General features: G+C 62.1%; 16 protein-coding genes. 3 read left to right on the forward strand and 13 right to left on the reverse strand.

The window, feature by feature from the left end; translation table 11 throughout:
- Positions 1–19: 19 nt before the first annotated feature.
- Positions 20–472, forward strand: a complete 453-nt coding sequence (locus NTD88_RS21330; RefSeq protein WP_095155892.1) for a GNAT family N-acetyltransferase — start codon at positions 20–22, stop codon at positions 470–472.
- 83 nt (positions 473–555) lie between these two features.
- Here NTD88_RS21330 and NTD88_RS21335 read toward each other — a convergent pair whose 3' ends face one another.
- The 13 genes from NTD88_RS21335 to tkt all read right to left on the reverse strand — a co-directional run bounded on the left by NTD88_RS21335 (position 556) and on the right by tkt (position 15,181).
- The gene (locus NTD88_RS21335; protein ID WP_262153479.1) at positions 556–1,278 is read right to left on the reverse strand and encodes a DUF6708 domain-containing protein; all 723 of its coding nucleotides are present in this window, start codon (positions 1,276–1,278) and stop codon (positions 556–558) included.
- A 34-nt stretch (positions 1,279–1,312) separates the two neighbouring features.
- On the reverse strand, positions 1,313–1,462 hold the full coding sequence (locus NTD88_RS21340) for a hypothetical protein (protein WP_262153478.1): 150 nt from the start codon (positions 1,460–1,462) through the stop codon (positions 1,313–1,315).
- Positions 1,459–2,229, reverse strand: a complete 771-nt coding sequence (locus tag NTD88_RS21345; RefSeq protein WP_262153477.1) for a DUF6708 domain-containing protein — start codon at positions 2,227–2,229, stop codon at positions 1,459–1,461. The genes NTD88_RS21340 and NTD88_RS21345 overlap by 4 nt, the downstream gene beginning before the upstream one ends.
- A complete protein-coding gene (locus NTD88_RS21350; protein WP_262153476.1) occupies positions 2,226–5,420 on the reverse strand; it encodes a T6SS effector BTH_I2691 family protein in 3,195 nt (1,064 codons plus the stop codon). Before NTD88_RS21350 ends, NTD88_RS21345 begins: the two co-directional genes overlap by 4 nt.
- Before the next feature lie 421 nt (positions 5,421–5,841).
- Positions 5,842–6,138, reverse strand: coding sequence for a helix-turn-helix domain-containing protein (locus tag NTD88_RS21355; RefSeq protein WP_095155891.1), 297 nt, complete (start codon positions 6,136–6,138; stop codon positions 5,842–5,844).
- Positions 6,139–6,155: 17 nt separating this feature from the next.
- Positions 6,156–6,656, reverse strand: coding sequence for a YgjP-like metallopeptidase domain-containing protein (locus NTD88_RS21360; RefSeq protein ID WP_095155890.1), 501 nt, complete (start codon positions 6,654–6,656; stop codon positions 6,156–6,158).
- Positions 6,657–6,697: 41 nt separating this feature from the next.
- Positions 6,698–8,818 (reverse strand): putative bifunctional diguanylate cyclase/phosphodiesterase, encoded by a 2,121-nt coding sequence (locus NTD88_RS21365; protein ID WP_262153475.1) that lies wholly within the window; start codon positions 8,816–8,818, stop codon positions 6,698–6,700.
- Between the two features lie 198 nt (positions 8,819–9,016).
- Positions 9,017–10,081, reverse strand: a complete 1,065-nt coding sequence (gene fba, locus NTD88_RS21370) for a class II fructose-bisphosphate aldolase (RefSeq protein WP_095155888.1) — start codon at positions 10,079–10,081, stop codon at positions 9,017–9,019.
- Between the two features lie 100 nt (positions 10,082–10,181).
- Complete coding sequence (locus NTD88_RS21375) at positions 10,182–10,514, reverse strand: MliC family protein (RefSeq protein WP_095155887.1); 333 nt, start codon at positions 10,512–10,514, stop codon at positions 10,182–10,184.
- 50 nt (positions 10,515–10,564) lie between these two features.
- Positions 10,565–10,783 (reverse strand): hypothetical protein, encoded by a 219-nt coding sequence (locus tag NTD88_RS21380; protein ID WP_262153474.1) that lies wholly within the window; start codon positions 10,781–10,783, stop codon positions 10,565–10,567.
- A 32-nt stretch (positions 10,784–10,815) separates the two neighbouring features.
- Positions 10,816–11,979: a phosphoglycerate kinase gene (locus NTD88_RS21385; RefSeq protein ID WP_095155885.1), complete on the reverse strand. Its 1,164-nt coding sequence runs from the start codon at positions 11,977–11,979 to the stop codon at positions 10,816–10,818.
- Between the two features lie 12 nt (positions 11,980–11,991).
- Entirely contained in the window at positions 11,992–13,062 is a 1,071-nt protein-coding gene (epd, locus tag NTD88_RS21390) for an erythrose-4-phosphate dehydrogenase (protein ID WP_095155884.1), read from the reverse strand.
- A 121-nt stretch (positions 13,063–13,183) separates the two neighbouring features.
- The gene (gene tkt / locus NTD88_RS21395) at positions 13,184–15,181 is read right to left on the reverse strand and encodes a transketolase (RefSeq protein WP_110973376.1); all 1,998 of its coding nucleotides are present in this window, start codon (positions 15,179–15,181) and stop codon (positions 13,184–13,186) included.
- 259 nt (positions 15,182–15,440) lie between these two features.
- On the opposite strand from tkt, the gene NTD88_RS21400 reads away from it, so the two are divergent.
- Together NTD88_RS21400 and metK are read left to right on the forward strand one after the other, a co-directional pair.
- Positions 15,441–16,436: an ArsR/SmtB family transcription factor gene (locus tag NTD88_RS21400; protein WP_095155882.1), complete on the forward strand. Its 996-nt coding sequence runs from the start codon at positions 15,441–15,443 to the stop codon at positions 16,434–16,436.
- A gap of 18 nt (positions 16,437–16,454) precedes the next feature.
- Positions 16,455–17,645 carry a methionine adenosyltransferase gene (gene metK, locus NTD88_RS21405; RefSeq protein WP_095155881.1) on the forward strand — a complete coding sequence of 397 codons (1,191 nt, stop codon included), beginning with the start codon at positions 16,455–16,457 and terminating at the stop codon, positions 17,643–17,645.
- Positions 17,646–17,703 lie beyond the last annotated feature (58 nt).

Raw genomic sequence — 17,703 nt, forward strand, 5'->3', positions numbered from 1 at the left:
CCAACCAGAGAGAACCGTCATGCCCATCGAGTGGATTTGCAAACATCACGCCGACCTTGGCAAAGAACAGCTCTACGCCGTGATGCAGTTGCGCAACGAAGTGTTCGTGGTCGAGCAGAAATGCGCCTACCAGGACCTCGATGGCCAGGACCTGAGCGGCGACACCTGCCACTTGATGGCCTGGCAGGACAATCAGCTGGTGGCTTATCTGCGCTTGCTCGATCCGACATCCCAGGGTGGCGACGTGGTGATCGGCCGGGTGCTCATCGCCGAGGTGGGCCGCGGCCAGGGGCTGGGCCACGAACTGATGGTGCAGGGCCTCAAGCATGCCGAAGAGAACTGGCCGGACGTGCCGGTATACCTCTCGGCCCAGGCGCATCTGCAGGGCTATTACCGCAAGCATGGCTTCGAGGTGGCGGGCGAGGAATACCTGGAGGACGGCATTCCGCATATCGGGATGCGGCGGGCCTGAGGCACTCAATCGGTGGGTATTCACCCGCGATTACGCTCTTGCGAATAACCGCAAACGTAGGGAAGTGGAAGTTATGGCGGCGCTCATGGCGCCGTCCTCGATTCCAGGTCCATATCGGCGGGCCATTCGACCTTGGGCGCGAGAAGCATCGCGACGTTGCACCACAGCACATCGTTGTGGTCCCACGGCGGGCCGGGTGGCGGCAGTGCGTCGGGGCCTTGCTGCATGTAGGTGCAAACGTAGGCCCAGGCATGCGCGTCAGCACCCATGGCGGTCAGGCGGAAGCGGTCGATGACTTGGTTGGTGCCGGGTTTGACGATGGAGAGTTCGACACCGCATTGGAAGATGATCCCGCCTTGGGCGGTTGCGTGACGTCTGCTCCAGCGTTCGGCGCGTACTTGCGACCAGTCGTAGGCTACCGGTACTACCTCCCAGCGTTCGAAAGGGTTCCACCAGCGGCACTTGAAGTTGTAGGCGTAGAGGCGTTGGCGGGCGCGGTTGAAGCGAAGGGGGAGATCGCGGGGAGGTGATACATCGACTTTCACGCAAAAAATGAGTGACCAAACCCCAACAAGGATACCGGCGATGAATGTCCCCCACAGTTCAGCGCTCACTGCCTGCTTTATTGAAAAGAAATCCCACAACAGCGTGACTAAGTAGGTGGTCATAACCGGTGCAAACCAAATCATCACCCCCCTGATAAGGGCCGACGCACGCGGCAGTTCCAGAAAGACTTCATCCTGATGGTTGGGAGTATCGAACCCAAGCGCCGGAACTACTACTGGCGGCTCGTCGGGACCGGGCAAGTCCTCTTTCCAGCCGGGACATGGGGGTATGAGGTTAGGCCTTTTCATACGGAGCCCCCTTCCATTCGCCAATCTTGTCTTCCTTCACGATCAGCCGGGCTACATCCGCTTCATCTGCAAACTTGATGGTTTGAATACCGAGAACCCCTAAATCCACCGATATATCGCTCAGGGCAGTGCTCATAGCGCCGTCCTCGATTCCAGGTCCATATCAGCGGGCCATTCAACCTTGGGCGCCAGAAGCATCGCGACGTTGCACCACAGCACATCGTTGTGGTCCCACGGCGGGCCGGGTGGCGGCAGTGCGTCGGGGCCTTGCTGCATGTAGGTGCAAACGTAGGCCCAGGCGTGCGCGTCGGCGCCCATGGCGGTCAGGCGGAAGCGGTCGATGACTTGGTTGGTGCCTGGCTTGACAATGGAGAGTTCGACACCGCACTGGAAGATGATCCCGCCTTGGGCAGTGGCGTGACGTCTGCTCCAGCGTTCGGCGCGGACTTGGGACCAGTCGTAGGCTACGGGTACTACCTGCCAGCGTTCAAAAGGGTTCCACCAGCGGTGCTTGAAGTTGTAGGCATAGAGGCGCTGGCGGGCGCGGTTGAAGCGAAGGGGTAAGTCTCGGGGAGGTGCTATGTCGATTTTCACACAGAACCAGAGAGACCAAATTCCAACAAGCATGGTTGAGATAAATACCAGCCAAATCTCGAACTTCAGTGTTTGCTCAACAGATAAAACAAGCCATGACGATGCGATCAGTAACGTGCTCATTACCGGTGCAAACCAGATAATCAAGCCTCTGATCAGTGCTGATGCACGCGGCAGTTCCAGAAAGACATCATCCTGATGGTTGGGCGTATCGAACCCAAGCGCCGGGATTACTACTGGCGGCTCGTTGGGACCTGGCAAGTCCTCTTTCCAGCCGGGACAAGGCGGAACGAGTTGAGGTCTTTTCATTCGGAGCCCCACCCCTGCCATTCGCCAATCTTGTCTTCCTTCACAATCAGCAGGGCTACACCCGCTTCATCATTCTTGTCGGGCCAGTAGGACACCTTTAGCTCAATGGCGTGAACTTCGAAAGTCCCAAAAAAGCTGATGTCCCCCCTGATTAGAAGCGTTCCTGACACGGGATCGTGCCGAATGACGGGAGCCGTCGTTTCAGGGTGGTAGCCCGGTCGCTTCCATGAAGACGGGGACGACAACGGTTCATTAGTACCACCGGTACGGCCGCTCGCGATGGTCTCACCCGAGCTTTGGCCTGGCCGATAGACCTGCAACGCCCACTCGTAGCGCGATACGTCGAGTCCGTATCGTGGCAGAGCGATCTTGTAGTCCAGAAAGAGTTCAGCAGGAACTGCATCACCGATAGGAAGTCCGCCACTGCGCGCGACCTTCACTGTCATCGCAGCGTCTGCGGTCAAGCCCAGCAATACTGCATTCAAGGCACCAATCGCCGTGTCCATGTCCTTTGAGGTCGTCCAGCGGCGGTGTTTTTCCGGGATCCCCCAGAGGGAATGGCGAGCCCACATTTCCAAGGGTTCTGACTCTAGCCTTTTCGCCCAGACGTACAAGCCATAAGTGACTAGGCCTAGCAGCACGGAAATCAAGAGTGGAGCGAGTGCTACTGCCATGGCGCCCCAAACCCCTGCCACCGCTGAACCTGCCGCCATGGTGGCAGCCCCTACATAAACAACACCCGCCGTCCCGTCACCCGCTTTCGCCGCCCGAACCGCCGCCAACGCAAACTGCACCCCCTCCACCGCACTCGCCAACGCCACAATCGCCCCGCCGAACTGCACGATCCGAACCCCCAACCCGATCTTCTGCACTTCTCCCGTCGCCCGAACCACCTCGGTGGTCAGACCGGGCCGCAAAATCTGAACAGCCATCCCGACAGTTTCCACGCCCGCGCCCATCACCCCGACCGATGCCGACATGACTGCGGCCGCCGCCTCGGCATCGCCATCGCCCACTGTATTGAGCATGTTTTCATAGCTTCTGCGCAGGGCATCCTGCTGAAACCACAGGCTTCCCAACGCCAGCCCCATACCGACTCCCCCGGGCACGGCGGCTTTTCCGGCGTTGCGCATGCTGCGCATCGAATCCCGCGCCAGCAGGAGGGCGACTTCGGCATTGAGGCTCATGTGCCGTGCAAGGTCATCCATGCTGCCCTTGAGGGCAGTCGTGCCAATGCTGACATTGCGCAGGGCATCGCCGACGCCATCGCCAAGACCGACCCGCAACTTGTCCAGGCGGGCCTGCAAGGCTTCGGCACTCTCCAGCGTCCAGACCTTGACCTCGATAAGCACCGCATGACTGCTGGCCAGGGCCGGGGTAAAGCTCTTGCCCAGCAGCATCGCGCGCACCTTGCGCTCGGCGGGTTTTCGGAATTGCTGGTCGAGTTGAGCGATGACGCGCTCGGTTCCTTCGTACAGCACCTCGTTGAGCAGCGTGAGGTACTCGCCCACCTTGAGGGAAATGGTGATCTGGGTGATGTGCACACCGGAGAAGCGCAGCATGGCTTCCCTGTGCAGATGCCCCACCAGCGCCTTGGCGTGCTTCGATAGCTGGTTAACGAGGGCGTAGCTGGCCGTGGCGCCAGCCGCGAGCAACTCGCCGATCGCGGTCTGCACGGGTTCGACCATGAGCTGTTGGCCCTGGTCGGTGGTGATTAAGGTCTTGATGCCGTGGTAGACGCGGGTCCGCTCGTCGGCGAGCAGCTCATCGGCCAGTTGCTCGTGCAGGCTTTTGTCCTTGGCCACCAAGGCTTGGTAGTAAAGGCTGTTGCGGTTCTCCAGCTCTTTCTTCCAGAGACGTCCGGAGGGACCAAGCTCGCCGTCTGCGCGAAGATCAGTCGGCCCGCCTGCCAGGCATGTCCGTGTCATGAGGATATAAGCCTTCACCGACTCAGTGGAGGTGACGCTGTAGTCGTTGAGGGCCGCCAGTTGGAAGGCCGCGCCATGGTAGTGACTGGCATACGGCTCAGCGACGTCGTCGATGATTCTTTGCCAGGCCGCCAGTGTCTTGTTGTAGCGATCCTCGAAGTCCTGGCGGGCTTTTTCGTCGTAGCGGTCCCCTAGCCGTTCGAGGGCATCGGCCTGTTCTGCGGCGGTCCTGCGCGTCTTCTCGGTCTCAAGGTCGAGGGTCGGCAATGTGCTCCTAACGCCGAGAACGCTATCGTTCCACTTGCCGCGCTGCTCGACGGCCTCCTCGGCATCCTTGATCGCTCGTTTTTCCGCCCTTTGGACTTGCACCTTACGAATACCAAGCAGCGCTTGGGAGGTTAAAAACTCGAAGCTCCGCTGCGGCTCGGCACGCCATTTCTGCATGGACTGGTAGCGGGCCAGGCGCTGGGCGTTGAGTTCCTGCACCATGCCAACAGGGTCGGGCAGGACCAGGGCCAGCACACCATTCGGCAGCTTGTGCTCCTGAGTCATCGCGCGGACATGGCCTGCCAGGGCGCGCAGTCGGTGATTGCGCGGGTAGAAGCCGTGCACGCTGTGGAAATCGCCCGCCATGGGCTGGGCGTATTCGAGCACCTGATGCATTTGCAGGTCAGCTTCGGTCATGGCGATCCCGACGCTGGCGGGGTCATTGCGGGCGCTCTCAAGGTCGAGTTTGTAGAAGCGGTCCTCCAGCGCCATCCCATCGACCACGCCGCCGCGCAGGTAGCCATTCAGCACGCTCTCGGGCCAGGGATCGTTGGCGATGGCGAGCCAGGCAGTGGAGTACTTGTTGGTGTCGATATTGAGGAAGGCCCCCGGAATATCATGGTCCGCGGTGATGCAGGACTCGGGCAGGGGCCGAGGCTCTTCGCGGGGAATCTGGTACGGCGGGAACTGTCGCAACATGCCTTCGGGTGTGAGCTTGTAGGCCTGCCACTCCCTGCCGTCGAGCATCACGTAGAGGAAGCCCTGGCGCAGAATACGCGGCTGCTCCAGACGCATGCGCACGGCCTTGACCTCTGAGCCGCGATTCAGCGGCAGCGCCTGGGTATGCCAGGGTTCCGGAGCATAGGCGGCGCGCAGGGGCAAGATCGGCAGGCCACTGCGCTGGCAGACTCGGCAGATTCCAGGGTCCAGCGGATTGGCTTCGTTGCAGGCAATGTCGAGGCTGAGGCCGAAATCGAAACGGCTATCGGACTTCATGAGTATTCCTCCGCGTGAGGCAGGTCAACCGCGGAGCTGGACTCGACGAGTCCGGATGCATCAGTGGAGATGAAGCACAAACAGGATTGGACGGGCATGCAGTGCTCCCTGCAACTGCGCACCCCGCACCAGATTCAGCGCAAGGCCGCATGAGAAAGGTAACCACCGGGGTGCCGGACCATGCGCTTGCTGGCCCCTGACCCTGGAGGATTCCATGGAAGAAATTCCGCAGAATCCTGCATGCGCGATCAGTGACCGGGATATAGGAAAAATCCTAGAAAAGGCAGTGAAATCACCTGGATTTCAGAAAACCAACTGACCGCGGGTTCATCGAGGGAAATAGTCAGCACTCGAATTCTTGAGCGCGCTGTTGCTGAAAAGCCCGCTACAGGGATCTGCGGCGAGCCAGAAAGCAGGTCAATCAGGGATACCCCAGAACCTCGCGAATCGACCTCAGATTCTGAATGATCCACCCCTTATCAATCGCCCCCCAATCATGAATCCGGTAATGCCCGGCATGGTTGCGCGCCCCCGCTTCCTGCTCGAACTCACAAACGATATCCAGATCAGCCAGCGCAGCGATGGTGTCCTGCGCGGTGCGGCGGGGCATGCCGGTGGCGGCCATCAGCGCCGGGACGCTGCTGGCGGTCTGGCTGTCGATCAGCCAGGCAACGTACAGGCGACGGTAGAAACTGCTCTTGGTCTTGCTTACGTCCATGCAAAGGGTCCTTTGACTCACTGATCGCCCGGCAACTCGCGCCAGGTCAGGTAAACGCGCAGGTCGAACTCCAGTTGATGGTAGCCCGGCTGCATGTATTCACAGAGTTTGTAGAAAGCCTTGTTGTGCTCGGCCTCCTTGAAGTGCGCCAGTTCGTGCACCACGATCATGCGCAGGAACTCCGGCGCTGCCTCCTTGAACAGCGAAGCGATGCGGATCTCTTTCTTCGCCTTGAGCTTGCCACCCTGCACCCGCGAAACCGCCGTGTGCAGGCCGAGCGCACGGTGGGTCAGGTCGAGGCGGTTGTCGAACAGCACTTTGTCGAGGTTTGGCGCGTTGCGCAGGTGTTCCTGCTTGAGGTTCTGCGCGTAGCTGTACAGCGCCTTGTCACTCTGCACGTCATGCCGGGCCGGATAGCGCTTTTGCAGGTAGTCGCCCAACTGGCCACGGGCAATCAACTGACGCACCTGATCTTGCAGGGCGGGCGGGTAGGCTTGCAGGTACTTGAGGGTGTTCATGGCTGCTGCGGGTGAAAGGGGAAAGGCCGCAGTGTACCCAACTACTGCCCTTGCCAGTCAAAAAAGGCCGGGAAGCGACCGGCTTCCGCCGCGGTAATCGGCCGCGCCACGAGGAAGCCCTGAACGTACTCGCAGCCGTGCTCGCGCAACCATTGCGCCTGCGCCGGGGTCTCCACGCCTTCGGCGATCACGCTGATGCAGTACTGCTCGCAGAGTTCGATGACGCAACGCACCAGCGCCGCGTCGGCGGCGGAATCGGGCAGGCGCGCCACCAGGTGGCGGTCAAGCTTGAGGGTATCGATCGGCAGATCGCGCAACAGGCGCAGCGAGCAGTCGCCGGCGCCAAAGTCGTCCAGCGCCACGCGCACGCCCAACTCGCGCAACTTGCGCAACTGGCGCAACGCCGTGTCCAGGTTGTCGGTCAGCGATGTTTCGGCGATTTCCACTTCCAGTTGGCTCGGTGCCAGGCCGGCATCGGCGATCACCTGCGACAGCTCTTCGATCAGGTTGGGCATGCCGAACTGCACCCGGCTGAGGCTGATGCCGAGGGTCAGGTCGTCGGCAAAATGCCCGCACCAGGCCCGCCGCTGTTCGGCGCCCTGGCAGTAGATCCAACTGGCCAGGCGGTTGATCAACCGCGCTTCTTCCAGCAACGGCAGGAACAGCCCCGGCGGCACATCGCCGACGCTCGGATGCCGCCAGCGCAACAGCGCCTCGAAGCCGCGCAGGCGACCGTCGGAGAACGCCACCTGCGGCTGGAACACCAGGGTGAAATCCTGGTTATCCACCGCCGCGCGAACACTGTCTTCGAGCATCAGCCGCGAACGGGCGCGGCCGTTGAGGTCCTCGTCGTAATAACGATACTGCTGGCGCCCGGCCTGCTTGGCCGCGTACATCGCCGTATCGGCAGCGCGCAACAGCCCGTCGAGGTTGGCACCGCAGTCGGGGTAGATGGCAATACCGATACTGACCCCGAGCACCACTTCCAGGCCGTCGATCTGCTGGCGGATCGACATGCGCTCGATGCACTTCTCGGCTAAACGTGCCGCCTGTTCGGGGTAGTCGAGGTCGTCGAGCAAGGCCGTGAACTCATCGCCGCCCATCCGCGCCAGGATGCCGTGGCCACCCAGGCAATCCTTCAGTTGCTCAGCGACCCAGTGCAACACCTGGTCGCCGATTTCGTGCCCGAGGGAATCGTTGACCCGCTTGAAGCCGTCGAGGTCCAGGTACATCAAGGCATGGTGCTTGTCCGAATGTTCGCTGCGCACCAGCGCACTTTCCGCAGCTTGATAGAAACCACGGCGATTGAGCAGGCCGGTAAGCGGATCGGTGACCGCCTGATGCTCCAGTTGCTGGTGCAGGCTGCGCACCACCGACATGTCCAGCACCGTCACCACCATCGCGCGCTGTTCGCCGGGCAAGGCGGCGCAGGACAGCGCCACCGGCAGCGCCTGGCCATTGCTGGTGCGCAGCACGGCGTCATGCAGGCGGAAGATATCCCGTTCCAGGTACGCCTGATAAAACGCCGACTCGCGCCATTGCGCCGCCGTCGGCGACAACACGAAGTCCAGCAGGCCGGCGCCCTGCAACTGGTCGACCGACGCGAGCAGCAAGCGTGAAATGGCCGGATTGGCGAAACGAATGGTGCCGTCTTCGGCCACCACCAGGATGCCTTCGGCAGCGTTCTCCAGCACCGAGGCATTGAAGGCGCGGGCCGCTTCCAGGTCGCGGGTCAGCCGTTGCAAGGCGCGACGGTTGCGCTGCTGGTCGAGCAGGGCCTGCACCTTGGGCTTGAGAATTTGCGGGTCGAAGGGTTTGAACAGGTAATCCACGGCGCCGCTGGCGTAGCCCTTGAGCACCGCGGCCTGGGTTTGTTCGTTGGCGGTCAGGAAAATGATTGGTGTCAGCCGGGTGCGCTGGCTTCCGCGCATCAGGCGGGCCACTTCAAAACCGTCCATGCCCGGCATCTGCACATCCAGCAGAACCAGGTCGACTTCATGTTCAAGCAAGGTACTCAGGGCTTCGATCCCCGAGCTGGCAGTCAAGACTTGCCAATCCTGACGTGCAAGCAAGGCACGCATGCTGGTCAGGTTTTCCGGATAGTCATCAACGACCAGTAGAACCGAGCCGACTTCTTGGGTCGGAATTTGAGCGCATTCCATGCTGCTTCTCTCTGGCAACTACGTCATCTTTCGGATGAAATCTGCGAATGTGACTCTAGACCCGAGTTTTCCAAATCTAAAGCTGGCAACTGGCCAACAGGTGTTTTAACGATAGTTCGCCGACTAACGGTCTTCCTGAGTGATCAACAGGCATAAAAAAACCCGCATCGCTGCGGGTTTTTTTGCTTTACGCGCGTATCAGTTGACCTTCGCGGCCAGCTCGCCTTTGGCGTAACGCAGGAACATGTCGTCCAGGGAGATCGGCTTGATCTTCGAGGCGTTGCCCGCGGTGCCGAAGGCTTCGTAGCGATCGATGCAGATGTCGCGCATGGCTTCGACAGTCTTGGCGAAGTATTTGCGCGGGTCGAACTCGGCCGGGTTCTGCGCCAGGAAGCGACGGATCGCGCCGGTGGAGGCCAGACGCAGGTCGGTGTCGATGTTTACCTTGCGCACGCCGTACTTGATGCCTTCGACGATTTCTTCGACCGGCACGCCGTAGGTTTCTTTGATGTCACCACCGAACTCGTTGATGATCGCCAGCCAGTCCTGTGGAACCGAGGACGAACCGTGCATCACCAGGTGAGTGTTAGGGATGCGCTTGTGGATTTCCTTGATGCGGTCGATCGCCAGGATGTCGCCGGTAGGCGGCTTGGTGAACTTGTAGGCGCCGTGGCTGGTGCCGATGGCGATGGCCAGGGCATCGACCTGGGTTTTCTTGACGAAGTCAGCGGCTTCTTCCGGATCGGTCAGCATCTGGCTGTGATCCAGGATGCCTTCGGCGCCGACGCCATCTTCTTCACCGGCCTGACCGGTTTCCAGGCTGCCCAGGCAACCCAGCTCACCTTCCACGGAAACGCCGCAGGCGTGGGCGAATGCCACGGTCTGCTGGGTGACGCGGACGTTGTATTCGTAGTCGGACGGGGTCTTGCCGTCGGCTTTCAGCGAGCCGTCCATCATCACCGAGCTGAAGCCCAGTTGGATCGAGCGCTGGCAGACGTCAGGGCTGGTGCCGTGGTCCTGGTGCATGCACACCGGGATGTGCGGGAATTCTTCGATCGCCGCCAGGATCAGGTGGCGCAGGAACGGCGCGCCGGCGTATTTGCGGGCACCGGCCGAGGCCTGGACAATCACCGGAGAGTCGGTCTTGTCAGCGGCTTCCATGATGGCGCGCATCTGTTCCAGGTTGTTGACGTTGAAAGCTGGAACGCCGTAACCGAACTCGGCGGCGTGGTCCAGCATCTGGCGCATGCTAATGAGTGCCATTGTGTATCTCTCTCCCGACAAGCGTCGTTTTTCGTGCAAACCTGCCGCAGCGGCGGTTGCTGTTCAAGTTGTGTGGGCCAGTATCAGCCGGCCCGGCCAGTCACGGTGCCTTGCAGCCCCGCCCTATCAAATCGTTGGTCGCAACCCAGTACACCAGGCCCTCATCGCCCTTGGTGTGCAAGGCCAGCACGCCATCGCTGTACAGCGCGCCGGATCCGGACGGCTCGGGTTTGAGCCGGTAGACCTGATCGCCGCCGCCAAGGCGTACGTCCATCTCCTGATTGCCGGCGCCTGCCGCACGCCAGAGCACTTCGGCCTTGCTGTCGCAGACCCAGCGGGTCCAGTTGTCGGCCGGGGCCGCCGCCGGTGCGGGCGTGAAGCTGGCGCATCCTGCGAGTGTTGCCAGGGCCGTCAAGGCCAGAACACCTTTCATCCACTTCCTCCAGCAGACCACAAACCCGGCGACAGGTTGTCGCGAGCCGATCAAGGGCATCCCTTGGCCCGGCGCTGATGTTCGTCGTCGTATTTTTCCAGGCCATCCGGACCGAGCCGTTTATTGATGACCGGCACGGTTTCCGCCTGCCATTCGGACTGGTAGCAGCCGCCCTTTTCCGCGGCGGGCCGATCGGGAGCGGAGTCGGGCGTGCTGGAGCAGGCGCTCAGCACGACGCTCATGACCATCAAGGACAAGCGCTTGATCATCCGTTCGCTCCCTTTGCCAGGCACCGGGCGACTCAGGCCTTGGCCCGCTGTTCCAGAACCTCGACCGCCGGCAGGACCTTGCCCTCGACGAATTCGAGGAACGCACCGCCACCGGTAGAAATGTAGGAGATATCAGCCGCGACGCCATATTTGTCGATGGCCGCCAGGGTGTCGCCACCACCGGCGATGGAGAAGGCGCTGCTTTGCGCGATCGCTTTGGCCAGGGTCTTGGTGCCGTTGCCGAACTGGTCGAACTCGAACACGCCGACCGGACCGTTCCACAGCACGGTTTTCGACGATTTCAGCAGCTCGGCGAATTGCTCGGCGGTTTTCGGACCGATGTCCAGGATCATGTCGTCGTCAGCAACGTCGGCAACCGATTTGACGGTGGCTTCGGCGTCTTCGGCGAAGGCCTTGGCAACCACCACGTCGACTGGCAGCGGCACATTGACCTTGGCGGCGATGGCCTTGGCGGTCTCGACCAGATCAGGCTCGTACAGCGATTTGCCGACCTTGTGACCGGCCGCGGCGAGGAAGGTGTTGGCGATGCCGCCACCGACGATCAGCAGGTCGCAGATCTGGCTCAGGCTGTTCAGCACGTCCAGCTTGGTGGACACCTTGGAGCCGGCAACGATGGCGGCCATCGGCTTGGCCGGCGCTTTCAGGGCCTTGCCCAAAGCGTCCAGCTCGGCGGCCAGCAGCGGGCCAGCAGCGGCGACCTTGGCGAACTTGGCCACACCATGGGTCGAACCTTCAGCGCGGTGAGCGGTGCCGAAGGCATCCATGACGAACACGTCGCACAGCGCGGCGTACTTCTGCGCCAACTCGTCGGCGTTCTTTTTCTCGCCCTTGTTGAAGCGCACGTTCTCGAACAGCACGATGTCACCGGCCTTCACCTCGACACCGTCCAGGTAGTCGGCGACCAGCGGCACGTCGCGGCCCAGGGCCTTGCTCAGGTAGTCGGCAACCGGCTTGAGGCTGTTCTCGGCCGAGAACTCGCCTTCGGTCGGACGACCCAGGTGCGAGCAGACCATCACCGCCGCGCCCTTCTCCAGGGCCAGCTTGATGGTCGGCAGCGAAGCAAGGATGCGCGCATCGCTGGCAACCACACCGTCCTTCACAGGGACGTTGAGGTCTTCGCGGATCAGTACGCGCTTACCTTGCAGATCGAGGTCGGTCATCTTCAAAACGGTCATGAATGCAGTCCTTCAGGGCTGTTTGCGAGTGGTGCGGGTGGTGTGGTCCACGACGCGCAGAAAATGATCGGCGACGTCGAGCATGCGGTTGGCGAACCCCCATTCGTTGTCGAACCAGGCCAGCAGGTTCACCAGGCGAGGGCCGGAAACACGGGTCTGGCTGGCATCGACGATGGCCGAATGCGGGTCATGGTTGAAATCACAACTGGCGTGGGGCAGCTCGGTATACGCCAGCAGCCCCTGCAGCGGTCCGCTCAGGGCCGCGTCCCGCAGCACCTGGTTGACCTCGGCGGCCGTGGTGTCGCGGGTGGTCTGCAGGGTGATGTCCAGGCACGACACGTTCACCGTCGGTACACGCACGGCTTTGGCCTGGATTCTCCCGACAAGTTCCGGGAGCAGTCGCTCGATACCCCGGGCCAGGCCGGTGGACACCGGAATCACTGACTGGAACGCCGAACGGGTGCGGCGCAGGTCTTCGTGGTGATAGGCGTCGATGACCGGCTGGTCGTTCATCGCCGAGTGGATGGTGGTGATCGACACGTAGTCGATGCCGAACGCCTGATCCAGCACCCGCAGCAGCGGCACGCCGCAGTTGGTGGTGCAGGAGGCGTTGGACACCAGCAGTTCGTCGCCGGTCAGGCAGTCCTGGTTGATGCCGTAGACCACGGTGGCATCGACGTCCTGCTCGCTGGCCATCGGCTGGGAAAACAGCACCCGCGGTGCGCCCGCATCAAGGAAGCGCTGGCCATCGGCGCGGGTGTTGTAGGCCCCGGAGCATTCCAGTACCAGGTCGACGTCCAGCGCCGCCCAGTCGATGCCCTCGGGTGTGGCACTGCGCAGTACTTTCACGCAGTCGCCATTGATATGCAGACAGTCGCCGTCGACCTTCACCTCGCCGGGGAAACGCCCGTGGGTGGAGTCGAAGCGTGTCAGGTATTCCAGGCTGGCCTGGTCGGCCAGGTCATTCAGCGCAACGATCTCGAAGCCCGCCTTCGCGCCCCGTTCGACGAGTGCGCGCAGGACGCAACGACCGATACGGCCGTAACCGTTGAGTGCAACTTTATAGGGACGCGGTTGAGACATTGGGGGCTCACGGAACAGATCGTTATCGGCAATCGGCGGTTTTTTGCGTTGTCGCATTCGGTGACAAGCCCGCCCCTGCAAATGCGGGGGCGGGCTTGTCATCGATCCGCAGATCCTTACATCAGTCTTCCAGCAGCTCTTCGGCAGTACCCAGGATGTTTTCCAGGGTGAAGCCGAACTCTTCGAACAGTGCGCTGGCCGGAGCCGATTCACCGTAAGTGGTCATGCCGATGATGCGACCTTCCAGGCCGACGTACTTGTACCAGAAGTCCGCGTGGGCAGCTTCGATGGCGATGCGCGCACCGACTTCCAGCGGCAGTACCGACTGCTTGTAGCCAGCGTCCTGGGCGTCGAACACGCTGGTGCTCGGCATCGACACGACGCGGACCTTGCGGCCCTGTTCGGTCAGCTTGTCGTACGCCTGAACGGCCAGGCCCACTTCGGAACCGGTGGCGATCAGGATCAGCTCAGGCTCGCCGGCGCAGTCCTTGAGCACGTAACCGCCACGGGCGATATCGGCGATCTGCTGGGCATCGCGGTCCTGGTGCTGCAGGTTCTGGCGCGAGAAGATCAGCGCCGAAGGGCCGTCCTTGCGCTCCAGGGCGTGCTTCCAGGACACCGCCGATTCGACGGCGTCAGCCGGACGCCAGGTGTCCAGGTTAGGCGTGCTGCGCAGGCTGCTCAGTTGCTCGATCGGCTGGTGAGTCGGGCCGTCTTCGCCCAGACCGATGGAGTCGTGGGTGTAGACGTGGATCACGCGCTGCTTCATCAGGGCGGACATGCGCACCGCGTTACGGGCGTATTCCATGAACATCAGGAAGGTCGCGCCGTAAGGCACCAGGCCGCCGTGCAGGGCGACGCCGTTCATGATTGCGGTCATGCCGAATTCGCGCACGCCGTAGTACATGTAGTTGCCGTTGGCATCTTCATGGCTGACGCCCTTGCAACCTTTCCACAGGGTCAGGTTGGAGCCGGCCAGGTCGGCCGAGCCGCCGAGCAGTTCCGGCAGCAGCGGGCCGAAAGCGTTCAGGGTGTTCTGACTGGCCTTGCGGCTGGCGATGGTCTCGCCTTTGGCGGCAACTTCGGCGATGTAGGCGGCGGATTTCTCTGCGAAGTCGGCCGGCAGGTCGCCGTTCAGACGACGCTTCAGTTCGCTGGCCAGCTCAGGGAAGGCGGCGGCGTAAGCGTCGAAGCGCTTGTTCCACTCGGCTTCGGCGGCGGCACCGGCTTCCTTGGCGTTCCACTCGGCATAAATCTCGGCAGGCACTTCGAACGGACCGTAGTTCCAGTTCAGTTCCTTGCGGGCCAGGGCGATTTCGTCGTTGCCCAGTGGGGCACCGTGGCAATCTTCCTTGCCCTGCTTGTTCGGCGAACCGAAACCGATGATGGTCTTGCAGCAGATCAGGGTCGGCTGCTCGCTCTTGCGGGCGGTCTCGATGGCGGTTTTGATTTCGTCGGCATCGTGGCCGTTGACGTTGCGGATTACCTGCCAGTTGTAGGACTCGAAACGCTTCGGCGTGTCGTCGGTGAACCAGCCTTCGACTTCACCGTCGATGGAGATGCCGTTGTCATCGTAGAAGGCAACCAGCTTGCCCAGGCCCAAAGTGCCGGCCAGGGAAGCGACTTCGTGGGAAATGCCTTCCATCATGCAGCCATCGCCGAGGAACACATAGGTGTTGTGATCGACGACGTTATGGCCAGCACGGTTGAACTGGGCGCCCAGCACTTTCTCGGCGAGGGCGAAGCCCACGGCGTTGGCCAGGCCCTGGCCCAACGGACCGGTGGTGGTCTCGACGCCAGGGGTGTAGCCGAACTCCGGGTGGCCCGGGGTGCGGCTGTGCAGTTGGCGGAAGCTCTTCAAGTCATCGATGGACAGGTCGTAGCCGGTCAGGTGCAGCAGCGAATAGATCAGCATCGAGCCGTGACCGTTGGACAGCACGAAGCGGTCACGGTCAGCGAAATTCGGGTTGCTCGGGTTGTGCTTCAAAAAGTCACGCCAAAGAACCTCGGCGATATCCGCCATGCCCATGGGGGCACCGGGATGGCCGCTGTTGGCTTTTTGCACGGCATCCATGCTGAGGGCACGAATGGCGTTGGCACGCTCACGACGGCTGGGCATCGCTTGTCTCCTGGGGCTTGAATAAAGAACGAACGGAAAAAAGGCGGCCATTTTCGCCCAGGCGCATGCCCGGGGGCAATGACGGATGGTCGAACTGGAACGATTTTCCTGCGTTTGCGCGGTGATTCCGTGGCCGGACCAACGAAACAGCCGAAAAAGCCTGCCCCGCCGACAGTTTTAGCTCCGCCCATCGACCAATATCAAAACTTTTTGATATTGGTCTTGCGACGCGGGTTTGGCCTGACTAGACTGCCGCCCCATGAATATTCGCGTACCCGTTCCGGATTCTCGGCAAAGCGACCGCCTGGCTGCCCTGTGCAAGTCGGGCGGCGACCCGCTGCGCCTGAACGTGTTGCGCGTGCTGGCCAGCGATTCGTTCGGCGTGCTGGAACTGGCGCAGATCTTCGCCATTGGCCAGTCCGGCATGAGCCACCACCTCAAGGTGCTGGCCCAGGCCGAACTGGTGGCGACCCGCCGCGAAGGCAACGCGATCTTCTATCGCCGCGCCCTGCCCGACGGCCTGAGCCTGGGCGGCAAGCTGCACGCCGCCCTGCTCGAAGAAGTCGACGGGCTGCCGCTGGCGGAAGACATGCAGGCGCGTATCGGCCAGGTCCAGCAACGGCGCGCGGCCACCAGCCAGGACTTTTTCCTGCGCGTAGAAGAGAAATTCCGCGCCCAGCAAGACCTGATCGCAGGCCTGGCGCAGTACCGCGAAAGCCTGCTGACGCTGCTCGACAAGCTCAGCTTCGAGCCCGGCGCGAGCGCCCTGGAAGTCGGCCCCGGCGACGGCGAGTTTCTTCCCGAGTTGGCCCGGCGCTTCGCCCAGGTCACCGCACTGGACAACAGCCCGACCATGCTCGACCTGGCCCGCCAGGTCTGCCAGCGCGAACGCCTGGCTAACGTAAACCTGCAACTGGCCGATGCCCTCAATACCACCGAGGTCCAGGCCGATTGCGTCGTGCTGAACATGGTCCTGCACCACTTCAGCGATCCGGCCGCGGCCCTGGAACAACTGGCCGAACGCGTCAAACCAGGCGGCAGCCTGTTGGTTACAGAGTTATGCAGCCACGACCAGAGTTGGGCCCGCGAAGCCTGCGGCGATCTCTGGCTGGGCTTTGAACAGGACGACCTGCTTCGTTGGGCGTGCGCTGCGGGACTGGCTCCCGGAGACAGCCTCTATGTGGGCTTACGTAATGGTTTCCAGATCCAGGTCCGCCATTTTCAGCGGCCGACTGGCAACACTCACCACCGGTAAATTTAGGAACCCGTCGAGATGAGCGAATACTCCCTTTTCACCTCCGAGTCCGTATCTGAAGGGCATCCGGACAAAATCGCCGACCAGATTTCGGACGCGGTGCTGGACGCCATCATCGCGCAAGACAAATTCGCCCGCGTAGCGTGCGAAACCCTGGTGAAAACCGGCGTGGCGATCATCGCTGGCGAAGTGACCACTTCGGCCTGGGTCGACCTCGAAGACATCGTGCGTAAAGTCATCGTCGACATCGGCTACAACAGCTCCGACGTCGGCTTCGATGGCGCGACCTGCGCCGTCATGAACATCATCGGCAAGCAGTCCGTGGACATCGCCCAGGGCGTTGACCGCAGCAGGCCGGAAGACCAGGGCGCCGGCGACCAGGGCCTGATGTTCGGCTACGCCAGCAACGAAACCGACGTGCTGATGCCAGCACCGATCTGCTTCTCGCACCGTCTGGTCGAGCGCCAGGCCGAAGCGCGCAAGTCCGGCCTGCTGCCGTGGCTGCGTCCGGATGCCAAATCCCAGGTCACCTGCCGCTATGAAGGCGGCAAGGTTGTCGGTATCGACGCGGTCGTGCTGTCCACCCAGCACAACCCCGAGGTTTCGCAGAAAGACCTGAAAGAAGCCGTGATGGAGCTGATCGTCAAGCAAACCCTGCCTGCCGAACTGCTGCACAAGGACACCCAGTTCCACATCAACCCGACCGGCCAGTTCATCATCGGTGGCCCGGTAGGCGACTGCGGCCTGACCGGCCGCAAGATCATCGTCGACAGCTACGGCGGCATGGCCCGTCACGGCGGCGGCGCGTTCTCCGGCAAGGATCCATCCAAGGTTGACCGTTCCGCCGCGTACGCCGGTCGTTATGTCGCCAAGAACATCGTGGCCGCCGGCCTGGCCGAGCGTTGCGAAATCCAGGTCTCCTACGCCATCGGCGTGGCCCAGCCGACCTCGATCTCGCTGAACACCTTCGGCACCGGCAAGATCTCCGACGACAAGATCATCAACCTGGTGCGCGAGTGCTTCGACCTGCGTCCGTACGCAATCACCACCATGCTCGACCTGCTGCACCCGATGTATCAGGAAACCGCTGCCTACGGTCACTTCGGCCGTACCCCGCAGCAGAAGACTGTCGGCGACGACACCTTCACCACCTTCACCTGGGAACTGACTGACCGCGTTGACGCCCTGCGCGCCGCCGCCGGCCTGTAATCCCCCAGCGTTGAAAGAGCCCCGGCCGGGTCACTGGCCGGGGCTTTTTTGTGTCCGA

The organism is Pseudomonas sp. 20P_3.2_Bac5 (assembly GCF_025466035.1).
GTDB lineage: Bacteria > Pseudomonadota > Gammaproteobacteria > Pseudomonadales > Pseudomonadaceae > Aquipseudomonas.

Bases quoted from the DNA above. Each gene is read 5' to 3' on its own strand.
- NTD88_RS21350 (WP_262153476.1), bottom strand. From the start codon at position 5,420: ATGAAGTCCGATAGCCGTTTCGATTTCGGCCTCAGCCTCGACATTGCC.
- epd (WP_095155884.1), bottom strand. From the start codon at position 13,062: ATGTCTCAACCGCGTCCCTATAAAGTTGCACTCAACGGTTACGGCCGT.
- NTD88_RS21355 (WP_095155891.1), bottom strand. From the start codon at position 6,138: ATGGACGTAAGCAAGACCAAGAGCAGTTTCTACCGTCGCCTGTACGTT.
- NTD88_RS21365 (WP_262153475.1), bottom strand. From the start codon at position 8,818: ATGGAATGCGCTCAAATTCCGACCCAAGAAGTCGGCTCGGTTCTACTG.
- NTD88_RS21400 (WP_095155882.1), top strand. From the start codon at position 15,441: ATGAATATTCGCGTACCCGTTCCGGATTCTCGGCAAAGCGACCGCCTG.
- NTD88_RS21385 (WP_095155885.1), bottom strand. From the start codon at position 11,979: ATGACCGTTTTGAAGATGACCGACCTCGATCTGCAAGGTAAGCGCGTA.
- NTD88_RS21345 (WP_262153477.1), bottom strand. From the start codon at position 2,229: ATGAAAAGACCTCAACTCGTTCCGCCTTGTCCCGGCTGGAAAGAGGAC.
- NTD88_RS21375 (WP_095155887.1), bottom strand. From the start codon at position 10,514: ATGAAAGGTGTTCTGGCCTTGACGGCCCTGGCAACACTCGCAGGATGC.
- NTD88_RS21330 (WP_095155892.1), top strand. From the start codon at position 20: ATGCCCATCGAGTGGATTTGCAAACATCACGCCGACCTTGGCAAAGAA.
- NTD88_RS21380 (WP_262153474.1), bottom strand. From the start codon at position 10,783: ATGATCAAGCGCTTGTCCTTGATGGTCATGAGCGTCGTGCTGAGCGCC.
- NTD88_RS21340 (WP_262153478.1), bottom strand. From the start codon at position 1,462: ATGAGCACTGCCCTGAGCGATATATCGGTGGATTTAGGGGTTCTCGGT.
- NTD88_RS21360 (WP_095155890.1), bottom strand. From the start codon at position 6,656: ATGAACACCCTCAAGTACCTGCAAGCCTACCCGCCCGCCCTGCAAGAT.
- fba (WP_095155888.1), bottom strand. From the start codon at position 10,081: ATGGCACTCATTAGCATGCGCCAGATGCTGGACCACGCCGCCGAGTTC.
- tkt (WP_110973376.1), bottom strand. From the start codon at position 15,181: ATGCCCAGCCGTCGTGAGCGTGCCAACGCCATTCGTGCCCTCAGCATG.
- metK (WP_095155881.1), top strand. From the start codon at position 16,455: ATGAGCGAATACTCCCTTTTCACCTCCGAGTCCGTATCTGAAGGGCAT.